The 19,869-nt window shown below is 71.1% G+C and carries 16 protein-coding genes and 1 pseudogene; 14 read left to right on the plus strand and 3 right to left on the minus strand.

Features of this window, described 5'->3' with window-relative positions; genetic code table 11:
• Window positions 1-340 precede the first annotated feature (340 nt).
• The gene (locus EFL26_RS10850; RefSeq protein WP_148046686.1) at window positions 341-781 is read right to left on the minus strand and encodes an ester cyclase; all 441 of its coding nucleotides are present in this window, start codon (window positions 779-781) and stop codon (window positions 341-343) included.
• Window positions 782-1,195: 414 nt separating this feature from the next.
• Here EFL26_RS10850 and EFL26_RS10855 point away from each other — a divergent pair, with 414 nt between their 5' ends.
• From EFL26_RS10855 to EFL26_RS10905, 11 genes and pseudogenes are all read left to right on the plus strand, one after another.
• Window positions 1,196-3,037: a methylmalonyl-CoA mutase family protein gene (locus EFL26_RS10855; RefSeq protein ID WP_123222922.1), complete on the plus strand. Its 1,842-nt coding sequence runs from the start codon at window positions 1,196-1,198 to the stop codon at window positions 3,035-3,037.
• A gap of 77 nt (window positions 3,038-3,114) precedes the next feature.
• A pseudogene (gene scpA, locus EFL26_RS10860) lies at window positions 3,115-5,205 on the plus strand (methylmalonyl-CoA mutase); the annotation flags it as partial.
• A gap of 17 nt (window positions 5,206-5,222) precedes the next feature.
• Window positions 5,223-6,239 carry a methylmalonyl Co-A mutase-associated GTPase MeaB gene (gene meaB, locus EFL26_RS10865; protein WP_123223745.1) on the plus strand — a complete coding sequence of 339 codons (1,017 nt, stop codon included), beginning with the start codon at window positions 5,223-5,225 and terminating at the stop codon, window positions 6,237-6,239.
• A 41-nt stretch (window positions 6,240-6,280) separates the two neighbouring features.
• Entirely contained in the window at window positions 6,281-7,498 is a 1,218-nt protein-coding gene (locus EFL26_RS10870) for an amidohydrolase (RefSeq protein WP_246000143.1), read from the plus strand.
• A 152-nt stretch (window positions 7,499-7,650) separates the two neighbouring features.
• Window positions 7,651-8,721 carry a BMP family lipoprotein gene (locus tag EFL26_RS10875; protein WP_246000144.1) on the plus strand — a complete coding sequence of 357 codons (1,071 nt, stop codon included), beginning with the start codon at window positions 7,651-7,653 and terminating at the stop codon, window positions 8,719-8,721.
• 110 nt (window positions 8,722-8,831) lie between these two features.
• Entirely contained in the window at window positions 8,832-10,391 is a 1,560-nt protein-coding gene (locus EFL26_RS10880) for an ABC transporter ATP-binding protein (RefSeq protein WP_246000145.1), read from the plus strand.
• Window positions 10,388-11,479: an ABC transporter permease gene (locus EFL26_RS10885; RefSeq protein ID WP_246000146.1), complete on the plus strand. Its 1,092-nt coding sequence runs from the start codon at window positions 10,388-10,390 to the stop codon at window positions 11,477-11,479. The genes EFL26_RS10880 and EFL26_RS10885 overlap by 4 nt, the downstream gene beginning before the upstream one ends.
• The gene (locus EFL26_RS10890; protein WP_123222925.1) at window positions 11,476-12,747 is read left to right on the plus strand and encodes an ABC transporter permease; all 1,272 of its coding nucleotides are present in this window, start codon (window positions 11,476-11,478) and stop codon (window positions 12,745-12,747) included. Before EFL26_RS10885 ends, EFL26_RS10890 begins: the two co-directional genes overlap by 4 nt.
• 4 nt (window positions 12,748-12,751) lie before the next feature.
• Complete coding sequence (locus EFL26_RS10895) at window positions 12,752-13,150, plus strand: cytidine deaminase (RefSeq protein ID WP_281273724.1); 399 nt, start codon at window positions 12,752-12,754, stop codon at window positions 13,148-13,150.
• Window positions 13,122-14,294 (plus strand): cytochrome P450, encoded by a 1,173-nt coding sequence (locus tag EFL26_RS10900; protein ID WP_123222926.1) that lies wholly within the window; start codon window positions 13,122-13,124, stop codon window positions 14,292-14,294. Before EFL26_RS10895 ends, EFL26_RS10900 begins: the two co-directional genes overlap by 29 nt.
• 48 nt (window positions 14,295-14,342) lie before the next feature.
• The gene (locus tag EFL26_RS10905) at window positions 14,343-15,632 is read left to right on the plus strand and encodes a thymidine phosphorylase (protein ID WP_123222927.1); all 1,290 of its coding nucleotides are present in this window, start codon (window positions 14,343-14,345) and stop codon (window positions 15,630-15,632) included.
• 92 nt (window positions 15,633-15,724) lie between these two features.
• Here EFL26_RS10905 and EFL26_RS10910 read toward each other — a convergent pair whose 3' ends face one another.
• On the minus strand, window positions 15,725-16,177 hold the full coding sequence (locus EFL26_RS10910) for a MaoC family dehydratase (RefSeq protein ID WP_123222928.1): 453 nt from the start codon (window positions 16,175-16,177) through the stop codon (window positions 15,725-15,727).
• A 58-nt stretch (window positions 16,178-16,235) separates the two neighbouring features.
• On the opposite strand from EFL26_RS10910, the gene EFL26_RS10915 reads away from it, so the two are divergent.
• Both EFL26_RS10915 and EFL26_RS10920 read left to right on the plus strand, forming a co-directional pair.
• A complete protein-coding gene (locus EFL26_RS10915) occupies window positions 16,236-17,327 on the plus strand; it encodes an adenosine deaminase (RefSeq protein ID WP_123222929.1) in 1,092 nt (363 codons plus the stop codon).
• 1 nt (window position 17,328) lies between these two features.
• On the plus strand, window positions 17,329-18,318 hold the full coding sequence (locus tag EFL26_RS10920; protein WP_246000147.1) for an alkaline phosphatase family protein: 990 nt from the start codon (window positions 17,329-17,331) through the stop codon (window positions 18,316-18,318).
• Here EFL26_RS10920 and EFL26_RS10925 read toward each other — a convergent pair.
• Complete coding sequence (locus tag EFL26_RS10925) at window positions 18,281-18,895, minus strand: uridine kinase family protein (protein WP_123222930.1); 615 nt, start codon at window positions 18,893-18,895, stop codon at window positions 18,281-18,283. The two genes, EFL26_RS10920 and EFL26_RS10925, sit on opposite strands and share 38 nt — an antisense overlap.
• A gap of 200 nt (window positions 18,896-19,095) precedes the next feature.
• Here EFL26_RS10925 and EFL26_RS10930 point away from each other — a divergent pair, with 200 nt between their 5' ends.
• Window positions 19,096-19,869: a LuxR C-terminal-related transcriptional regulator gene (locus EFL26_RS10930; protein WP_123222931.1), complete on the plus strand. Its 774-nt coding sequence runs from the start codon at window positions 19,096-19,098 to the stop codon at window positions 19,867-19,869.

Here is a 19,869-nt window from a genome sequence, read left to right on the forward strand (position 1 = left end):
GAGCGCGTGGTGGACCGGAAGTTCGACCCGCTGGTCTGGCTCGGCGACAAGATCGGAATCCGGAACAAGGACAACGACGGCCGCACGGAGCTCTGAGTCCGGACCCCGCGAGGAACGAGCGGGGTCCGGACGCGAAGAGGTCGAGCGAGCCTGCGGGTGAGCCCGCGAACCCGCAACGGCGGGTCGAGACCTGAGCCGCGGGCGCCGGGACCAGATCCCCGACGCTGCGCCGATGCATCCCCATGAAGGAGCGCGTGGTCGACCGGAAGTTCGACCCGCTGGTCTGGCTGGGCGACGAGATCGGGATCCGCAACAAGGACAACGACGGCCGCACGGAGCTCTAGCTGGCCGCGTCGACACCGATCTGCGTCAGCCGGGTGGCGTACTCGTGCTCGTCGAGATGTTCGACGAGCTTGCCGTCCCTGACGCGGTGAACGGCCGTGGCGACGACGCCGGTGTCCGGAAGCGAGGCGGGTCCGTGCGCGCGGATGCGGGTGAGCACGAGATCTCCCTCGGCGACCTGGTCGAGGACCTCGTGTACGCCGGGCGTCCATTGCTGATAGATCTCGAAGAGTCGTTTCAGGCCGGCCCGTCCGGGCGGGAGTCCCGGGAAGGCCGGCGGGTGATGGTCGATGTAGTCCTCGTCGACAAGCTCGTCCAGGGAAGCCAGGTTGCCTGCATCGATCTCCGCGAAGAACCTGCGGATGACGGCCTTGTTCTCGGTCGGTGAGGTCATGGTGTGCGCTCCTGGACGATCCTGTTCCCAGCGTGCGAGCCTCACCTTGTGCGGACCTTGTCGTGGACTGCCCCGGGAGGTGATGGCCGCGCGAGAGCTGAGCACCCGCGCTCAGGCGGACCGATGCCGACTCGTCGGCAGGTGATCCCACGAACGAATCACGCACCTGCAGGCGCGTCGTCGCCCTCTCACGATCGGGTCCTTACCCGAGGTCGCGCTCCTCGGGAGCGGTGACCTCGAGGGCGTGGGACACCTGGCGCGCGATCTCGGCTGCTTCGTGCGGTCCGGGCGAAGGAGTCAGTGACGAGGACGATGCGCATGCACCGAGAGGCGCGCGGTCGGGTCTCGCGACCATAGCCACGATGTCCGTCGCGCGAAGCCCCGCTCACCGGCTCTGAGACATCTCACACACCTGCAGGCCGTTCTACTCTCCCCGGAGAGCCACTTATCCTGCACACCATGAGCTCTCCGGCCGACTCGGCGCACCCTGTCGCGCCTCCGCAGGAGCCGACCATCGAGCGGATCGCCCTCGAGTCGGGGCCCGCGCACACCCGCGCGGACTGGGAGAAGGCGGCCGCCGCAGTGCTGCGCAAGTCCCGCAAGCTCGGCGACGACGACGGCGACGACCGCGTCTGGGACCGGCTCACCCGCACGACCCTCGACGGGATCGGGGTCACCCCGCTCGGCACGCCGGACGACCTCGCCACCCTGGTCACCGCCGGACGCCCGCAGCGCGCCGGTGAGTGGGACGTCCGCGCGCACCACGCCGATCCCGACGCGGCCACGACGAGGTCGGCCCTCCTGACCGACCTCGAGAACGGCGTCACGTCGCTCTGGATCCAGGTGGGCGAGCACGGCATCCCCGTCTCGGAGCTCCGCGCGGTGCTGGCCGACGTGCTGCTCGACGTGGCCCCGGTCGTCCTCGACGCGCCGGGCGACCAGCTCTCCGCGGCGCAGGCCCTCGCGTCGCTCGCGAACGGGACGACGCTCGCCGACGGCACCAACCTGGGCTTCGACCCGGTCGGCGCGAGCATCCGGCGCGGCGGCCTCGACGCCGCGGTCACCGGCCTCGACAGCTCGACCGTGGCCGCGGCCGGCGCGCTCGCCGCCCAGCTCGGCTGTCGCGCCCTGGTCGTCGACGCGACCGCGGTCCACGACCTGGGTGCCTCCGACGCCCAGGAGCTCGGTTACGCGATCGCGGTCGGGGCGGCGTACCTCAGGCAGCTGGTCGACGACGGCCGGGACGTCGCCGAGGCGGCCGACCTGCTCGAGTTCCGGCTCGCCGCCACCGACGAGCAGTTCCCGACGATCGCCAAGCTGCGCGCCGCCCGCCGGCTCTGGACGCGCGTGCTCGAGCTCAGCGGGGTCGACGACGCCGCGCCGATGCGGCTGCACGCGGTCACCAGCCGGCCGATGATGAGCAAGTACGACCCGTGGGTCAACATGCTGCGCACCTGCGTCGCGGCCTTCGCCGCGGGCGTCGGCGGCGCCGACGCGGTCACCGTGCTGCCGTTCGACGCGCCCCTCGGGCTGCCCGACGCGTTCAGCCGCCGGATCGCCCGCAACACCTCCGCGCTGCTGATCAGCGAGTCGCACGTCGCCCGGGTGACCGACCCGGCCGGCGGCGCCTACGCGGTGGAGAAGCTGACCGACGACGTCGCCGCCGCGGCGTGGGGCGAGCTGGGTCGGCTCGAGTCCGCGACCTCCGGCGACGGGAGCGGCTCGCTGGCCGGGCTCCCGGGCCTGGCCGCGCGGATCGACGCGGTCGTGGCCGAGCGCGATCTGCAGATCGCCCGCCGCAAGCGGCCGATCACCGGACTGTCGGAGTTCCCGAACCTCGCCGAGGTGCTCCCCGAGCGCGCGCCGTACGCCGGCGACGGGTTCGCCGTCCGCCGCTACGGCCACGCCTTCGAGGCGCTGCGCGACGAGCCGGCGCAGACGCCGGTGTTCCTGGCCACGATGGGGACCGTCGCGGCACACACCGCGCGCGCGACCTTCGCCAGCAACCTGTTCGCCGCGGGCGGCATCGCCGTGGTCAACCCCGGCCGGGCCGACGACGTCGCCGCGGTCGTGGCCGCCTACAGCGGCCCCGACGGCGGCCAGCCCGTCGTCTGCCTCACCGGCTCCGACGCAGCGTACGCCGCCTGGGGAGCCGACCTGGTCGCCGCCCTCCGCCAGGCCGGAGCTCGCTGGGTCATCCTGGCCGGCAAGGCACCCGAGGGCGTCGAGGTCGACGACACCTGCGCGATGGGCCTGGACGCGCTGGACTTCCTGCGCCGGACGAGGGAGCAATTGGCATGACCGGGATCCCGGAGTCGTTCGCGGGCCTCCCTCTCTCCGAGGGCCGCCCCGAAGCTCGCACCTCGACCGCCGACGTGGCAGCCGAACCTTGGGAGTCGCCCGAGGGCATCCCGGTGCTGCCGGTCTACGGCCCCGAGCACCTCGAGGGTCTCGACGCGCTCGACACCTTCCCCGGGCTGAGCCCGTTCCTGCGTGGCCCCTATCCCACGATGTACACCACGCAGCCCTGGACGATCCGCCAGTACGCCGGGTTCTCCACCGCCGAGGAGTCCAACGCGTTCTACCGGCGCAACCTCGCGGCGGGGCAGAAGGGCCTCTCGGTGGCCTTCGACCTGGCCACCCACCGCGGCTACGACTCCGACCACCCGCGGGTGCGGGGCGACGTCGGCATGGCGGGCGTCGCGATCGACTCGATCTACGACGCGCGCACGCTCTTCGACGGCATCCCGCTGGACGAGATGTCCGTGTCGATGACCATGAACGGTGCGGTCCTGCCGGTGCTGGCGCTCTACATCGTCGCGGCCGAGGAGCAGGGGGTGAAGCCGGAACAGCTCGCGGGGACCATCCAGAACGACATCCTCAAGGAGTTCATGGTCCGCAACACCTACATCTACCCACCGCAGCCGAGCATGCGGATCATCTCCGACATCTTCGCCTACACCTCGCAGAAGATGCCGCGCTTCAACTCGATCTCGATCTCCGGCTACCACATGCAGGAGGCCGGGGCGACCAACGACCTCGAGCTGGCCTACACGCTCGCCGACGGCGTGGAGTACATCCGCGCGGGCCTCGCTGCCGGCCTGGACATCGACGCGTTCGCGCCGCGGCTGAGCTTCTTCTGGGCGATCGGCATGAACTTCTTCATGGAGATCGCCAAGATGCGCGCGGCCCGGGCGCTCTGGGCCCGCCTGGTCGCACAGTTCGACCCGAAGAACGAGAAGTCGCTCTCGCTGCGCACCCACAGCCAGACGTCGGGCTGGTCGCTGACCGCCCAGGACGTCTTCAACAACGTGCAGCGCACCTGCATCGAGGCGATGGCCGCGACCCAGGGCCACACCCAGTCGCTGCACACCAACGCCCTCGACGAGGCGATCGCGCTGCCGACCGACTTCTCCGCCCGCATCGCCCGCAACACCCAGCTGCTGCTGCAGCAGGAGTCCGGCACGACGGGGACGATCGACCCGTGGGCCGGCTCGTACTACGTCGAGCGGCTCACCCACGACCTCGCGAACCGCGCCTGGGCGCACATCCAGGAGGCCGAGGCGGCCGGCGGCATGGCGAAGGCGATCGAGCAGGGCATCCCGAAGATGCGCATCGAGGAGGCCGCCGCGCGCACGCAGGCCAGGATCGACTCCGGCGCGCAGAAGGTGATCGGCGTCAACACCTTCCGGCTCGCCGACGAGGACCCGCTCGAGGTCCTGCGGGTCGACAACAACGAGGTCTACAAGCAGCAGATCGCCAAGCTCGAGCGGCTGCGCGCCGAGCGCGACCAGGCCGAGGTCGACCGCACGCTCGCCGCGCTCACGGATTCCGCGGCCCGGGGCGCTACGAGCGGCTCGCTCGAGGGCAACCTGCTCTCGCTCGCCGTCGACGCCGCCCGCGCGAAGGCCACCGTCGGGGAGATCTCCGAGGCGCTGGAGAAGGTCTACGGCCGCCACCAGGCCGTGATCCGTACGATCTCGGGTGTGTACAAGCGCGAGGCCGGCAGCGACGACACGGTGCAGAAGGTGCTCGCCGCGACCGCGGAGTTCGCCGAGGACGAGGGTCGTCGCCCGCGCATCCTCGTGGCGAAGATGGGCCAGGACGGCCACGACCGCGGCCAGAAGGTGATCGTCAGCGCCTTCGCCGACCTCGGCTTCGACGTCGACGTGGGCCCGCTGTTCAGCACGCCGGACGAGGTCGCGCAGCAGGCGGTCGACGCCGACGTGCACGTGGTCGGGGTCAACTCCCTCGCGGCAGGGCACCTCACGCTGGTGCCGGCGCTCAAGCAGGCGCTCGCGGACCTCGGTCGCGACGACATCATGATCGTGGTCGGCGGCGTCATCCCGCCCGACGACGTACCGACGCTGCTGGAGATGGGCGCGGCCGCGGTGTTCCCGCCGGGCACGGTCATCGCCGAGTCGGCCCTGGACCTGCTCGAGAAGCTGTCCGCGCGTCTTGGCCACTGAGGCGAGCGGTGGTTGAGGTGCGAGCGCAGCGAGCCTCGAAGCCTCTCGATCTCGACGCGCTGGTCGCCGGCATCCGGGACGGACGACGCAGTGAGATCAGCCGGGCGATCACGCTCGTGGAGAGCTCGCGCCCTGACCACCGGGTCGCGGCACGTGAGCTCCTCGGCCGGCTGCACGAGCCGGCGACCGGCGCCAGGGCGAACCGGGTGGGCATCTCGGGCGTGCCCGGCGTCGGGAAGTCGACGTTCATCGAGGCGCTCGGCACCTGGCTCACCGGCTCGGGTCACCGGGTCGGGGTCCTCGCCGTCGATCCGTCCAGCGTGCGCACCGGCGGCTCCGTCCTCGGCGACAAGACCAGGATGGCCCGGCTCTCGGCCGATCCCGACGCCTACATCCGGCCCTCGCCCTCGGCCGGCACGCTGGGCGGCGTCGCGCGCGCCACGACCCAGGCGATGACGGTGCTCGAGGCGGCCGGGTACGACGTCGTGCTCGTCGAGACCGTCGGGGTCGGCCAGTCCGAGGTGACCGTCGCGGGGATGGTGGACACCTTCCTCTTCCTGACGCTCGCCCGCACCGGCGACCAGCTCCAGGGCATCAAGAAGGGCATCCTCGAGATCGCCGACGTGATCGCGGTGAACAAGGCCGACGGCGACCGCGAGACCGAGGCGCGCTCCGCGGCGAAGGAGCTCTCCGGCGCGTTGCGGCTGGTGTACTCCGGCGGCGACAGCTGGGTGCCGCCGGTGCTCACCTGCTCCGCGCTGGAGAACCACGACATCGACCGGGTCTGGCAGCGGGTGCTCGAGCACCGCGCCTTCCTCGGCGAGGAGGGGCTGTCCCGCAAGCGCGCCGAGCAGCAGCTGGAGTTCACGTGGGCGCTGGTGCGCGACGAGCTCGCCGAACGGCTCCGGCGCTCGCCGGGGGTCGCGGCGATCCGCGACCAGATCCGTCGCGAGGTGCTCTCCGGGGAGCTCGCCGCGTCGGTGGCCGCCGACCGGCTGCTGGCCGCCTACGACGAGGACCGTCACGGAACCTGACCGGCCCGCTCCGGTCTCCGGGGCGGGTAACCTTGACGCTTGTGTCCGCTGACTCCTCGTCGATCCCGACCCTGGTCGAGCGCACCAACGCGTGCGTCGACGAGCTGACCGACGAGCTGGTGGACCTCCGCAGGGACCTCCACGCCCACCCCGAGCTGTCCTGGCACGAGGAGCGCACGACCGGTCTGGTGGCCAAGCGCCTCGGCGAGGCCGGCCTCGCGACCCGGCCGCTGGGAGGCACCGGGCTGCTCGTCGACATCGGCGAGAACCCCGGTCCGGTGATCGGCCTGCGGGCCGACCTGGACGCCCTGCCGGTCGAGGACCTCACGCCGGACCCGTGGCGAAGCACGATCGACGGCGTCGCGCACGCGTGCGGGCACGACGTGCACACCGCAGGCCTGGTCGGTGCCGGCCTGGCGCTCCAGGCGGTCGCCGCCGACCTCCCGGGCCGGGTGCGGCTGATCTTCCAGCCCGCCGAGGAGATCATGCCCGGCGGTGCGCTGATGTCGATCAGGTCCGGCGCGCTGGAAGGCGTCAGCCGGATCTTCGGGCTGCACTGCGACCCGGGCATCGACGTCGGTCACCTGGGCCTGCGCGAGGGCCCGCTCACCGGGGCGGCGGACTCGCTCGACGTGCGGCTCACCGGCAAGGGCGGGCACACCTCGCGACCGCACCTCACCGAGGACCTCACCTTCGCCCTCGGCAAGCTGGTCACCGAGCTCCCGGCCGTGCTGTCCCGTCGTCTCGACCCCCGCGCCGGCGTCAGCGTGGTCTGGGGCCTGGTCCGCGCCGGGTCGGCGATGAACGTGATCCCCGCGATCGGCCGCGCCGCCGGCACCGTGCGCATGCTCGACGCGGTCGCGTGGGCCGACGCCGAGCACCTCGTCCGCGAGACGGTGGGCCAGATCGTCGAGCCGTACGGCGTGACGCCGGAGGTCATCTACGTCCGCGGCGTCCCGCCGGTGATCAACGACCACGCCTCGACCGTCCTCCTGGGGCGCGCGATCGAGGCGGTGGTCGGCGAGGACGGCCACCTGTCGACGACGCAGAGCCTCGGCGGCGAGGACTTCGCCTGGTTCCTCGAGCACGTCCCCGGTGCGATGGCTCGGCTCGGGACGCGCACACCGGGCGGGCCGACGTACGACCTGCACCAGGGTGACCTGCGCGTCGACGAGCGCGCGGCGCCGATCGCCGCCGGCGTGCTCGCCGCGGCGGCCGTCCAGGCATTGGCGCACGCGAGGGGAAATCCTCCTGCGTGAGTGGGCTGGACCCCTTGGTCACGACCTGCTAACGAACGCGCGAACGGACCTTTTCCTCTACTCGCGGGACCAACGCCCCGACTAGGGTGCCGGGTGATCGGCGCCGTGTCCTACGGTGCGTTCCCAACACCCAGGAGGGCATCTTGCGTCGCTTGAGCAAGATCTCTGTCGTGGCCGTCGTCGCGTTGATCGCGCTGACCGGTTGCGGCAACAAGACGGACAACAAGAACGACAAGACGGGCAGCACCGCGAACGCCGACGTCTGCAAGACCGCCAAGGGCAACGGCCCGAAGGTCGGCCTGGCGTACGACGTGGGTGGTCGCGGCGACCAGTCCTTCAACGACTCCGCCTACGCCGGTCTGAAGAAGGCCGTGGGCGACCTCAAGGCCACGTGCGTCGAGGGCGAGGCGACCGACGGCGAGGCCGAGTCGGCGCGCGAGAGCCGGCTCAAGGACATGGCCGACGCCGGCATGAACCCGATCATCGGGGTCGGCTTCGCCTACAGCGACGCGGTCAACGCAGTGGCGCCGAACTACCCCGACATCAGCTTCGGCGTGATCGACGGGTTCGACCCCGACCAGACGGCCAACAAGAACGTCGCCTACCTCGGCTTCGCCGAGAACGAGGGCTCCTACCTCGTCGGTGTCGCGGCCGCGCTGAAGTCGAAGGCCGGACACATCGGCTTCGTCGGTGGCGTCCACAACGACCTCATCAAGAAGTTCGAGGCCGGCTACGTCGCCGGTGCGAAGGCCACCAAGCCGGACATCAAGGTCGACGTGAAGTACATCCAGGAGAGCGACCTCAAGGGATTCGGTGACCCGGCCGGTGGCCAGGAGGCTGCCACGGCCGAGTTCGACAACGGGGCCGACGTCGTCTACCACGCCTCGGGTGCGTCGGGTTCCGGCGTCTTCGATGCCGCGGTCTCGGCCGGCGACGGCAAGTGGGCGATCGGTGTCGACTCCGACCAGTACCTCACGGCGTCCGACGCCCAGAAGCCGCACATCCTGACCTCGATGCTCAAGCGCGTCGACGTCGCGACCTACGACATGATCAAGTCGGTCGCCGACGGCTCGCCGCTCACGAGCTACCAGACCTACGACCTGAAGAAGGACGGGGTCGGCTACGCCAAGTCGGGTGGGTTCGTCGACGACATCGCCTCGAAGATCGACGAGGCGGCGACGAAGATCAAGTCCGGCGAGATCAAGGTTCCGGACAAGCCCTGACCAGGCCGTTCGGCACCAGAGCAACACTCACCGCGAGGTGAGACCCGGGCCCGGACCCAGACGGTAGCGTTTGGATCCGGGCCCGGTCCGGTCCGCACGAAGGAGGATCTGTGAGCGCCACCGTCACGGAGCAGGGGACACCGGCCGGGAAGCCCTCGGGTGGGATCGTCGTACGCGACATCCTCAAGCAGTTCCCCGGAGTGGTCGCCAACCACGACGTCAACATCACCATCCGCCCCGGCACGGTGCACGCCCTGATCGGCGAGAACGGCGCCGGCAAGTCCACGCTGATGAAGATCCTGTACGGCGTGCAGCGGCCGGACGGCGGCACCATCGAGGTCGACGGCAAGCAGGTGCGCTTCTCCTCGCCGACCGACGCGATCAAGGCCGGCATCGGCATGGTCTTCCAGCACTTCATGCTGGCCGACAACCTGACGGTGCTGGAGAACGTCGTGCTCGGCGCCGAGAAGCTGCACGGCATCGGCGACGAGGCCCGCGCCGAGATCACCCGGATCTCCGACGCCTTCGGGTTCGGCCTCGACCCCGACGAGCTGGTCGAGGACCTCGGCGTCGGGCAGCGCCAGCGGGTCGAGATCCTCAAGGTGCTCTACCGCGGGGCGCAGATCATCATCCTCGACGAGCCGACCGCCGTGCTGGTTCCCCAGGAGGTGGACGCTCTCTTCGCGAACCTCCGCGAGCTCCGCGCGTCGGGCCGCACGATCCTGTTCATCTCGCACAAGCTCGACGAGGTGCTCGCGATCGCCGACGACATCACGGTGATGCGCCGGGGCGAGACCGTGGGCGAGGCCGACCCGAAGACGGCGACGAAGAAGCAGCTCGCCGAGCTGATGGTCGGCTCCGAGCTGCCCTCCCCGGAGACGGGCGAGTCCACGGTGACCGACCAGGTGCTCCTCACGCTCGACGACGTCGGTCTGGTCGACGAGCGCGGCCGCGCCCTCCTCAAGAACATCAGCTTCGAGATCCACCGTGGAGAGATCCTCGGCATCGCCGGCGTCGAGGGCAACGGCCAGGAAGAGCTGGTGGAGACCATCATGGGGATGCGCAAGGGCACCGGCCGGATCACGCTCGACGGCAAGGACATCGACTCCTGGGACACCCGGGAGCGCCGTGAGGCGGGCGTTGCGTTCATCCCTGCCGACCGGCACCGCCACGGTCTGCTGCTGGACTTCCCACTGTGGGAGAACCGGATCCTCGGCCACCAGACGAAGGAACCGTCGAGCAACGGGTTCCTGATCACTCGCAAGGCGGCGAAGGAGTCGGCCGAGCAGATCGTGGCCGACTACGACGTGCGCACCCCGTCGATCAACACCAACGCCCGCGCGCTCTCGGGCGGGAACCAGCAGAAGTTCATCGTCGGGCGCGAGATGAGCAGCGACCCGTCCCTGTTGATCGCGTCGCACCCGACCCGGGGCGTGGACGTCGGTGCCCAGGCCGCGATCTGGGACCACATCAAGCGGGCCCGTCGCGAGGGGCTGGCGGTGCTGCTGATCTCTGCGGACCTCGACGAGCTGATCGGCCTCTCGGACACGATCGAGGTCATCCTGCGCGGGGAGATCGTCGGCACGTTCGACCCGCAGACCGTGACGCCCCAGGACCTGGGGGCCGCCATGACCGGGGGGCACTCGACCGAGGAAGGCGGTGCACGGTGAACACCTCCAAGATCCTCCGGAGCGTGGTGCAGGCCCTGCTCGCACCCCTGATCGCCGTGGTCGTCTCGATGGCCGTGACCAGCATCGTGGTGGTCGTGGCAGGCGCTTCGGTCGGCGACTTCTGGGACGTCATCTTCAAGGTGCCCAGCCATCGCAACCTGGTGAACATCACCAACCAGAGCGCCTTGATCTTCCTTGCCGCGCTCGCTGCGGCGATCGGCTTCCGGATGAACCTCTTCAACATCGGCATCGAGGGGCAGTACACCCTCGCGGCCTACACCGCCGCCCTGGTGGCGGGACAGGCGTGGTTCCCCGGCAAGGTCAACATCCTGGTCGCGCTGCTCGTGGCGATGGCCGTCGGTGCCGCCTGGGCCGGCATCGCCGGCGTGCTGAAGGTGACCCGGGGTGTCAGCGAGGTCATCTCCACGATCATGCTGAACGCGATCGCCGGCACCGTCGTGGGCTATCTGCTGTCCAACCACGGCCAGCAGTACGGCCAGGGGCGGCGTACGACGCCGATCCCGGAGAGCAGCCAGCTCGCCGGGTGGACCCCGTGGAAGGAGAGCGACGGTGCGATCTGGACGCTCGTGATCCTCGCAGTCCTCGCCGGCGTGACGATCTCCTTCCTGATCAACCGCACCCGCTTCGGGTTCGACCTCCGGGCGACCGGCACCAACGAGGACGCCGCCGTCGTCTCCGGCGTCGAGGTGAAGAAGATGGTCGTGATCTCGATGCTGATCTCCGGTGCGATCGCAGGCCTGATCTGGATGCCCGCGCTGTTCGGTGGCGCGGACTACTACGGCCCCCCGTTCCAGCGGACCCTCGGCTTCACCGGCATCGCGGTCGCGCTGCTGGGCCGTAACCGACCGCTGGGCATCTTCTTCGGCGCAGTGCTGTTCGCGTGGCTCAGCGAGCAGGCCAACCCCCTCGCCCTGGTCGCGGACATCTCGCCCTCGATCGTGCAGATCACCCAGGGTGTGGTCGTGCTCGCGGTCGTGGTGGCCTACGAGGTCGTCCGTCGGTGGACCGCGGCGTACGAGCAACGTGAGCTCAAGGCGGCTCTCGACAGGGAAGCGGTGTCGGCATGACCACCACAGTCGCGGCTCCGGCACCCGCACCGGACCGGGAGGCCAACCACACCGGGTCCAAGGCGCGTACCTATTTCCTGATCGGGCTCGCGGTGCTCTTCTCGCTCGCCGCCGTGCGGGTGATCACCGGCGTTCACGAGGTCGATTCGCAGGGCAGCCTGCGGGCCGCCATCGTCGCCACCTGCCCGATCCTGCTGGCCGCGCTCGGCGGCCTGTGGAGCGAGCGCTCCGGCGTCGTGAACATCGGCCTCGAGGGCCAGATGCTCCTGGGCACGTGGGGTGGCGCGTTCTTCACCTACTACTACGGACCCTGGGTGGGCCTCCTCGGCGCGATCGGCTTCGGCGTGCTCGGCGGTCTGCTGCACGGTCTGGCGACCGTGACGTTCGGCGTCGACCACATCGTCTCCGGTGTTGCGCTCAACCTGATCGCCGTGGGGCTGACGACGTTCCTGGCGGAGGCGTTCTTCGCCGACCTGGACTCCCAGTTCGGCCACGGTGGAGCCCAGCAGCTCACCGGTCTGCAGAAACCGACGGTGATCACGATCCCTGGTGTGTCCGACGCCGCGACCTCGCTGGCGGACAAGCACTGGTTCGCGATCTCCGACGTGGCGGCGCTGGTGGCGGCAGTCACCAACCGGATCTCCGTGGTGACGATCCTGGTCTTCGTGCTCGTCTTCGCGACCGGCTGGATCCTCTGGCGCACCCGCTTCGGGCTGCGACTGCGCTCGTGCGGGGAGAACCCGGAGGCGGCCGAGAGCCTCGGTATCAACGTCATCCGGCACAAGTACGCCGCGGTGCTGGTCTCCGGCGGACTCGCCGGCCTGGGCGGCGGCTACCTCGCGCTGGTCTCGTCCCCGGGCTTCCACACCAACCAGTCCAACGGCCGCGGCTACATCGGTCTGGCCGCGATGATCTTCGGCAACTGGCGTCCGGGCGGCGCACTGATCGGCTCCGGGTTGTTCGGCTACACCGACAGCCTGCGGCTGCGCGATCCGGCGACGATCCACGCGATGTTGCTCTTCGTCGGCTTCTGGCTGCTGCTGTTCGCCGCGTGGCGGATCTACAAGGCCAGGCGCACCCAGGGCATCGTGCTCGGAGTGTTCGGGCTGCTCTTCCTGCTGTGGTTCGCCGTCACCGACGAGGTGCCGCGCGACTTCACCAGCATGACGCCGTACGTCACGACCCTGCTCGTGCTCGCGTTCGCCTCGCAGCGACTGCGCATGCCGAAGGCCGACGGCAAGATCTACCGCAAGGGCACGGTGGACTGACGTCGTGGCGGGCAACGACGACGCCGACTGGGACGCCCTCGTCGAGGCCGCCCGCGAGGCGATGCGGCACGCCTACGCGCCGTACTCCGACTTCCCGGTCGGCGCGGCTGCCCGGGTCGACGACGGCCGGGTCGTGGTCGGCTGCAACGTGGAGAACGCCGCGTACGGCGTCGCCCTCTGCGCCGAGTGCGGGCTGGTCTCGCAGCTCCACATCACCGGTGGCGGCCGGCTCACGCACTTCGCCTGCGTCAACGGTCGCGGTGACCTGATCATGCCGTGCGGCCGCTGCCGCCAGCTGCTCTGGGAGAACGGTGGCGCCGACCTGCTCGTGCTCACCGGCGCCGGCGTACGACGGATGGACGAGGTGCTGCCGGATGCGTTCGGTCCCGACGACCTCGCTTGACCTGACGTCGCCCGACGTCGTCGCCGACCCGTACCCCTTCTTCGACGTCGAGCGGGCCGAGCACCCGGTGGCGTGGCACGAGGGGATGGGCCTGCACCTGGTCTTCGACCACGCGACCGTGAGCGCGATCCAGCGCGACCGGCGGTTCGGCCGGCTCTGGCGGGACAAGGAACCGGCGAGCTATCTCGAGCCGTTCAACCTGCTGCACCGCAACCAGATGATGGAGAACGAGCCGCCCGAGCACACGCGGTTGCGCCGCCCGGTCGCCGCGGCCTTCGCCCGGGGGCACGTCGAGCGGCTCCGGCCGCGGGTGCGCGCCCTGGCGGCCACACTGCTCGCCGAGGTGGACCCCACCGGGTTCGACGTGATCGCCGACTACGCCGAGCCGCTGCCGGTGCTGGTCATCGCCGAGCTCCTCGGCGTCCCGAAGTCGTACGCCGACTCGCTGCGGGCCTGGTCCCAGGCGATCGTGCGGATGTACGAGCCGGCGCCGGCACAGGCGGTCGTCGACGCCGCCGTCACCGCCGCCCGTGACTTCGCCGCGCTGGTCCGGGAGCTCGTTGCGGCGCGTCGCGCCCACCCGGCCGACGACCTGATCACCGACCTGGTCGCGACCGAGCTCACCGAGGACGAGGTCGTCGCCGCGGTCGTGCTGCTGCTCAACGCGGGCCACGAGGCGTCGGTGAACGTCTTCGGCAACGGCCTGGTGGCGATGCTGCGACGAGGGCTCGTGCCCGCCGAGGAGGTCGCGCTCACCGTGGAGGAGATGCTCCGGTTCGACTCCGCGCTGCAGCTCTTCGAGCGCACGGCCACCGAGGACGTCGAGATCGGGCCGGAGGGGCACCGGGTGCTCGTGGAGCGGGGCCGGAAGGTCGCCGTGCTGCTGGGCTCGGCGAACCGCGACCCGGCGGTCTTCGAGGAGCCAGGGGAGTTCCGCGTCGACCGGAGCCCGAACAACCACGTCGCGTTCGGGGTCGGCGTGCACTTCTGCCTGGGCGCACCCCTGGCCCGGATGGAGCTGAACGAGTCGCTCGCCCACCTGTTCTCGGCGTACCCGCACCTCGCCCTGTCCGGAGAGCCCGAGAGCCGGGGCACGTTCGTGCTCCGCGGCTACCGCCGTGTGCCGGTCTCGGCCGGTGGTTGAGGTGCGAGCGTCAGCGAGCCTCGAAACCTCACGACGAGAGGAACGACCATGACCGAAGCCCACGACGCCGTCGAGGTGATCGTCGCCAAGCGTGACCACGGCGAGCTCAGCGACGGCCAGATCGACTGGGTCGTCGACGCCTACACGCGCGGCGCGGTGACCGACGAGCAGATGTCGGCGCTGGCGATGGCGATCCTGCTCAACGGCATGAACCGTCGCGAGATCGCGCGCTGGACCGCCGCGATGATCGCGTCGGGGGAGCGGATGGACTTCTCGGGGCTCTCGCGCCCCACGGCGGACAAGCACTCCACCGGGGGAGTGGGCGACAAGATCACGCTGCCGCTGGCCCCGCTCGTCGCGGCCTGCGGCGTCGCCGTCCCGCAGCTGTCCGGCCGCGGTCTCGGGCACACCGGCGGCACCCTGGACAAGCTCGAGTCGATCCCGGGCTGGCGCGCGTCGCTGTCCAACGAGGAGATGCTGGCCCAGCTCGAGAGCGTCGGTGCCGTGATCTGTGCCGCCGGCACCGGGCTGGCTCCCGCGGACAAGAAGCTCTACGCGCTCCGCGACGTCACCGGCACGGTCGAGGCGATCCCGCTGATCGCCAGCTCGATCATGAGCAAGAAGATCGCGGAGGGCACCGGCTCCCTGGTGCTCGACGTCAAGGTCGGCACCGGCGCGTTCATGAAGGACCTCGACCGCGCCCGCGAGCTGGCCGAGACCATGGTCGCGCTCGGCACCGACGCCGGGGTGCGCACGGTCGCTCTGCTCACCGACATGTCCACGCCGCTGGGCCTGACCGCGGGCAACGCGGTGGAGGTCCGCGAGTCGGTCGAGGTGCTCGCCGGCGGTGGCCCGGCCGACGTCGTCGAGCTCACGCTCGCCCTGGCTCGCGAGATGCTCGCGGGCGCCGGTCGTGAGGACGTCGACCCCGCCGACGTCCTGGCCTCGGGGGCTGCGATGGACAGCTGGCGGGCGATGATCTCCGCGCAGGGCGGCGACCCCGACGCGCCGCTCCCGACGGCCCGTGAGCAGCACGTGGTCGTCGCGCCGGCGTCGGGCGTGCTGACCCGGCTGGACGCGATGGCGGTCGGCCTCGCTGCGTGGCGCCTGGGTGCCGGCCGCGCCAAGCTCGGCGACGCCGTGCAAGCCGGAGCCGGCGTCGAGTGGCACGCCCGCCCCGGCGACGAGGTCGCCGAGGGTCGGCCGCTGCTCACCCTGCACACCGACGAGCCGGACCGCTTCCAGCGCGCGCTGGCCTCCCTCGACGGCGGCTTCGACATCGCCCCCGCCGGCACGGCGTACGCCGCGACCCCGCTGATCCACGACCGCATCCGTTGAGTGGGGTCATACCGCCCCTCGAGTAGGGGGAAACGGGCCTCGCCCAGGGCAGTTTCACCCCACTCGAAGGGCGGTTTCCCCCAACTCGACGGTCAGGGGAGCAGGAGGACGACGGTCTCCGCGACGCAGGCCGGCTTGTCCTGGCCCTCGATCTCGATGACGTAGCGCAGGGTGAGCTGCTTGCCGGCCGGCAGGTCGGTGACCTCGCCGACGGTGACCTTCGCGCGGACCCGCGACCCGACCAGGACGGGGTTGGGGAAGCGGACCTTGTTCACGCCGTAGTTGAGCTTGGCGCCCGGGGTCTCGAGGCCGAAGACCTGCGAGCCGAGCCACGGGACCAGCGAGAGGGTGAGGTAGCCGTGGGCGATGGTGCCGCCGAACGGCCCGGCCTTCGCCTTCTCCTCGTCGACGTGGATCCACTGGTGGTCACCGGTCGCGTCGGCGAACTGGTTCACCCGTTCCTGGGTGATCTCGACCCAGTCCGTGGTGCCGATCTCCTCACCGGCCGCGGCCTCGATCTCCTCGAAGGTGGTGAACACGCGCATCGACGACACTCCTGGCTGGCACGGCACCGCCGGTCGACCGGGGTGCTTGGATGACTGCATGGCAGAACTTACCCGTGAGCTGATCCGGCGGGCTCCGAAGGTCCTGCTCCACGACCATCTCGACGGCGGCCTGCGGCCGCAGACGATCGTGGAGCTGGCCGCCGAGGCCGGCCACCAGCTGCCGGCCGGCGAACCGGAGGCACTGGGCCGGTGGTTCACGGAGTCCGCCGACTCGGGCTCGCTCGAGCGCTACCTGGAGACCTTCGACCACACCGTCGCGGTCATGCAGACGGCGGACAACCTGGCCCGCGTGGCGCGGGAGTGCGTCGAGGACCTCGCCGCCGACGGCGTCGTGTACGCCGAGGTCCGCTACGCCCCCGAGCAGCACCTCGAGGGCGGGCTGACCCTCGAGGAGGTGGTGGCCGCGGTCCAGCGCGGCTTCGACGAGGGGCAGGCCGCCACCGGTGGCGCGATCGCGGTCCGCCAGCTGCTGACCGCGATGCGGCACAGGGCGAACTCGCGCGAGGTCGCCGAGCTCATGGTCGCCCATCGCGACGAGGGCGTGGTCGGCTTCGACATCGCGGGCGCGGAGGCCGGCTACCCGCCGACCCGGCACCTCGACGCGTTCGAGTACCTCCAGCGCGAGAACGCCCACTTCACGATCCACGCCGGCGAGGCGTTCGGCCTGCCGTCGATCTGGGAGGCGATCCAGTGGTGCGGCGCCGACCGGCTCGGCCACGGCGTCCGGATCGTCGACGACATCACGGTGGACGCGCCGCCGGGCTCAGGGGAGGCGGCCGCGCCCAGGCTGGGCCGGTTGGCGGCGTACGTGCGCGACAAGCGGATCCCGCTCGAGCTGTGCCCCCACTCCAACGTGCAGACCGGCGCCGCGGCCTCCATCGCCGAGCACCCGATCGGCCTGCTCACCGACCTGCGGTTCCGGGTCACCGTCAACACCGACAACCGGCTGATGAGCGGCACGTCGATGACCCAGGAGATGGCCGCGCTGGTCGAGGCGTTCGGCTACGACCTCGACGACCTGCAGTGGTTCACCGTGAACGCGATGAAGTCCGCCTTCGTGCACTTCGACGAGCGCCTGCGGATCATCAACGAGGTCATCAAGCCCGGGTACGCCGCGCTGCGGGGCTGACGTGCTCACCCGCGTGCTGGCGGCGGTCGCCGTCGCGGCCTTGCTCGGCGGGTGCGGCGGCACCGGTTCGTCAGGCTCGTCCCAGCCCTCAGCGGCGACGAGCCCGACGACCACTGGTCCTCCGACCAGCGCGCCGAGCTCCGGCCCGGCGACCGTCGCGACCCCGGGCACGCCCGCAGCCACACCAACCGGCGAGACCGGCCCGGTCCCGATCGACAAGCTCCTGGTCGTCGTGGTCGAGAACCACGGGCTCGACGCGATGCGCCGGGAGATGCCGTACACCGCAGGCCTCGGTGAGCGGTACGGCTACGCGACCGGCTACCGCGCCACGTCCCACCCCTCGCTGCCGAACTACCTGGCGATGTCGGGTGGCTCGACCTTCGGCGTGACCGACGACCACGATCCCTCCGCGCACCCCCTGGCGGCCCAGTCGGTCTTCGGCCAGGCGCTGGCCGCGCACCGCACCGCCACCGTGTACGCCGAGGACATGCCGGGACCCTGCTTCACGACCAGCGCCGGCCGGTACGCCGTCCGCCACAACCCCTGGACCTACTACGTCCGCGAGCGTGCGGCCTGCCGCCGGCACGACCTGCCGATGACCGGGCTGTCCGCCGACGTCCGTGCGGGGCGGCTGCCGAACGCCGGAATGGTCGTGCCGAACACCTGCAGCGACGCCCACGACTGTCCGGCGGCCACCGCCGACGCCTGGCTGCGCACCGTCCTCGGCGAGGTGATGGCCGGGCCGGACTTCACCTCGGGCCGGCTGCTCGTCGTGGTCACGGCGGACGAGGACGACCACGACCAGGGGAACTTCGTGCTCACCACGCTGGTGAACCCGCAGCTGCACCACGTCGTCGTCAGCTCACCCCTCGACCACTACTCCCTCGCGCGCCTGTACGCCGAGGTGCTCGGCGTACCGCCCCTGCAACAGGCGCGGTCGGCGCCCTCGATCGTCAGCGCGTTCGGCCTGGTCGTCGGACCAGGGCACTGATCTCCTCGTACGCCGCCTCCGGGTGCATCGCCCGGCATCCGAGCGCCTCCGCGTGGGCGACCACCCGGCGTTGCTCCTTGAGCAGGTGCAGGCCCCGGCGGACCAGCACGCCGGGTGGCTTGCGGTGCTCGCGCAGGTCACGGCTCAGCCGGCGGACGAACGTCACCACCGGGTGCTGGGTCAGGCAGATCGCGGCGGCCAGCAGCCCCGCCTGCTCACACGCCGCAACGACCTCCTGGGCGAAGATCCCCTCCGCCACGAAGTGTCCGGCACCGCCGAGGTCGAGGACGCGGTGTCCGGTGCGCCGGCTCGTCGCGATGTCGTAGGTCGGCACCTTCGCCGCGTCCCGGGCGCAGAGGCGCTCGATGGTCTCCACCGCCTGGGCGTGGTGCCACGAGGCGGGGGAGTCCCAGTCGACGATCGGGGCGCCGCCGCCGAGGTCGAGGCACGGCAGCGTCGGGTCGTCGCTGTCCTTGTAGAAGTCGTCGAGGTTCAGCACCGGAAGGTCAAGCCGTCCGGAGAGGTGCGACTTGCCCGACCCGGACGGACCGGCGAGGACGATCACCTGAGCGGGCACCGGGACATTCTGCCCGAACGGCCGACGTCGACACGGATGGCGGATGACCGCCAAAGAGCCTCGGTCCGCTGACACGCGGCGTTCCGGGGGCCGAAACTGTGCTCGACCGGCGCCGCCGGTGCTCGGGGGAGCCCACGGCGCCGGTCGATCACGTCGCGTTCGGCGACATCTCCCGCGATGGATTGGGCACAGACACCGACATGGACCCCTCCCAGGTTCCCGTCCTCGGTGTACCCGAGCCGCCGGAGGTCGCAGACCTGCGGCGGCTGTCGGCCGACATCGTGCGGCTGCTGGCCGAGCGGGCCTCCGATCGGCACCGCGGGCTGCGGCCGATCGTCGGGTCCGCCGCGATCGCCCAGGAGCTGACCCGGTTGGAGCCCATGGCCGCCAAGTCCATCCGCGTGCTGCAGCCGCAGTACGGCTACGACCCGGAGGACCCCGGCGTACCGCTCACCCGGCTCGCCTGCAGTCGCGGGGTCGAGTTCGAGTTGATCACCCGGCCCGCCACCGTCGCGACGCACCCGCTGTTGTCCTCGATCTTCCCCGGCACGCTGCTCGGCCCCTGCTTCCTGCGCGCGGTGGTCATCGACGAGAGCGCGGCGCTCGTCGGTGGCGTCGACGACGCGGACGGCAACCGGGTGACCTGGTTCACCGAGGCATCCGCGCTGGTCGAGGCCGTCACCGATCTGTGGCTGGCGACGGTGCCGCAGTGCGAGCCGATCCTGGGCCCGGGCGAGAAGCCGCCGTTGACCGAGCGCCAGCTCGACGTGGCCGGACTGATCTGCCTGGGCGAGAAGGACGACGCGATCGCGCGCGCGGTCTCGGTGTCGTTGCGCACTGCCGAGCGGGAGGTGGCCGCGGTGCTCGCCGCACTCGACGCGCGCAGCCGGGCCGAGGCGGTGCTGATGATGCGGGGTCGCCGGATCAACAGCGCCGAGGCGGTCCGCGGGCCGAGCCGCCGACGGGGGCGCTGA

The organism is Nocardioides pocheonensis (assembly GCF_003725535.1).
Lineage (GTDB): Bacteria > Actinomycetota > Actinomycetes > Propionibacteriales > Nocardioidaceae > Marmoricola > Marmoricola pocheonensis.

What these genes read in the sequence shown, in the direction of transcription:
- EFL26_RS10855 (WP_123222922.1), top strand. Translation starts at nt 1,196, where the DNA reads ATGAGCTCTCCGGCCGACTCGGCGCACCCTGTCGCGCCTCCGCAGGAG.
- EFL26_RS10890 (WP_123222925.1), top strand. Translation starts at nt 11,476, where the DNA reads ATGACCACCACAGTCGCGGCTCCGGCACCCGCACCGGACCGGGAGGCC.
- EFL26_RS10900 (WP_123222926.1), top strand. Translation starts at nt 13,122, where the DNA reads ATGCGTTCGGTCCCGACGACCTCGCTTGACCTGACGTCGCCCGACGTC.
- EFL26_RS10905 (WP_123222927.1), top strand. Translation starts at nt 14,343, where the DNA reads ATGACCGAAGCCCACGACGCCGTCGAGGTGATCGTCGCCAAGCGTGAC.
- EFL26_RS10910 (WP_123222928.1), bottom strand. Translation starts at nt 16,177, where the DNA reads ATGCGCGTGTTCACCACCTTCGAGGAGATCGAGGCCGCGGCCGGTGAG.
- EFL26_RS10915 (WP_123222929.1), top strand. Translation starts at nt 16,236, where the DNA reads ATGGCAGAACTTACCCGTGAGCTGATCCGGCGGGCTCCGAAGGTCCTG.
- EFL26_RS10930 (WP_123222931.1), top strand. Translation starts at nt 19,096, where the DNA reads ATGGACCCCTCCCAGGTTCCCGTCCTCGGTGTACCCGAGCCGCCGGAG.